Genomic DNA, 1,688 nt, shown 5'->3' with positions numbered 1-1,688 from the left:
GGCCGTCCAGCGCCCCCGAGTCGACGGCCGTCGCGACCGATCGGAGCTGGGCCCCGGCCATCGACGCGTGGAGCAGGGCCCCGGTGGCGTCGGAGGAGCGCAGGGCCTCGGCGTCGTCCAGGTCCACCCGGCCGGCCCCGGTGTCGCTGGTCAGGTCAGGCACGGACGATCGCGAGGACCTCGTCGACCACCGCGGCGACGTCCTCCCTGGTGGGTGCCTCCGCGTTGAGGCGCAGCAGCGGTTCGGTGTTGGAGGCCCGCAGGTTGAACCACGCGCCGTCACCGAGGTCGACGGTCACGCCGTCGAGTCGGTCCACCGACACGGCCCGGCCGGAGAACGCGTCGATGACCTCCTCCATCCGGGCCACCTGCGCCTCCGCGGAGTCCAGCGTCGAGTTGATCTCCCCGGACGCCGCGTACCTGGTGTACTCGGCCATCACCTGGGACAGCGGGGCGTCCTGCTCCCCGAGGGCTGCGAGGGTGTGCATCGCGGCGAGCATCCCCGAGTCGGCGCCCCAGAAGTCACGGAAGTAGTAGTGCGCCGAGTGCTCGCCGCCGAAGATCGCACCGGTGTCCGCCATCTGGGCCTTGATGAAGCTGTGGCCGACGCGGGTACGGACCGCGACGCCGCCCTTCTCCTCGACCAGTTCGGGGACGGCCCGGGAGGTGATCAGGTTGTAGATGATCGAGGCGCCGGGTTCCTTGTCGAGCTCGCGCCCGGCCACCAGCGCCGTGATGGCCGACGGGGCGACGGGCTCACCCCGCTCGTCCACCACGAAGCAGCGGTCGGCGTCGCCGTCGAAGGCGAGTCCGATGTCCGCCCCGCTCTCCCGCACCAGCGCCTGGAGGTCGACCAGGTTGGCCGGTTCGAGGGGGTTGGCCTCGTGATTGGGGAAGTTGCCGTCGAGCTCGAAGTACAGCGGGACGATCTCCAGCGGCAGTCCGCTGAGGACCGCGGGCACGGTGTGGCCGCCCATCCCGTTCCCGGCGTCGACCGCCACCTTGAGCTGACGGATGCCCGACAGGTCGACCAGCTCGCGGAGGTACGCACCGTAGCCGTCGAGGACGTCACGCTCGGAGACCGTCCCGGCCTCACCGTCGTGGGCGGGGACCCCCGCGACGACCTCGTCGGCGATCGTCCGGAGTCCGGACTCCTGGCCGACCGGCTTGGCACCCGCACGGCACAGCTTGATGCCGTTGTACCGGGCCGGGTTGTGGCTGGCGGTGAACATGGCGCCCGGGCAGCCGAGCAGTCCCGAGGCGTAGTAGAGCTGGTCGGTCGACGCGAGGCCGATCGTCACCACGTCCAGCCCCTGGGAGGTGACGCCGTCGCCGAACGCCCGGGACAACGACGGGGAGGAGTCCCGCATGTCATGGCCGACCACCACGGTCTCCGACCCCTCGGACCGCATCAGACGGGCGAACGACGCACCCACCTCGCGGACGAAGTCCTCGTCGATCTGCTCGCCCACGACGCCGCGGACATCGTAGGCCTTGATGACTGCTCGGACGGACTCGGCGCTGCGTGCCACGTGCTGCTCCAGGGATGAGAGGCGGTCGGACGGTGTCATCATTCGACCCTACCCGGCGGGTTACCGGCCGGGCCGTCGCTTGCGGCCGCGGGCTGGTCGGTGTCCCGTCAGCCGAGTCCCGGCCCCGGCTCCCGCGCACGGTCGACGGGACCCGCC

Annotated in this window: 1 protein-coding gene; it reads right to left on the bottom strand. The window is 71.6% G+C overall.

What is annotated here, in order from left to right; all coding sequences use genetic code 11:
- Positions 1-155 precede the first annotated feature (155 nt).
- Positions 156-1,532, bottom strand: a complete 1,377-nt coding sequence (locus G6021_RS09540; protein WP_182641154.1) for a phosphomannomutase/phosphoglucomutase — start codon at positions 1,530-1,532, stop codon at positions 156-158.
- Positions 1,533-1,688: the final 156 nt, after the last annotated feature.

The sequence above is a fragment of the Dietzia sp. CW19 genome, from assembly GCF_014145265.1.
GTDB lineage: Bacteria > Actinomycetota > Actinomycetes > Mycobacteriales > Mycobacteriaceae > Dietzia > Dietzia natronolimnaea.
Note: the sequence above shows the minus strand (reverse complement) of the source record. Positions and strands in the feature narration are given on the sequence as shown.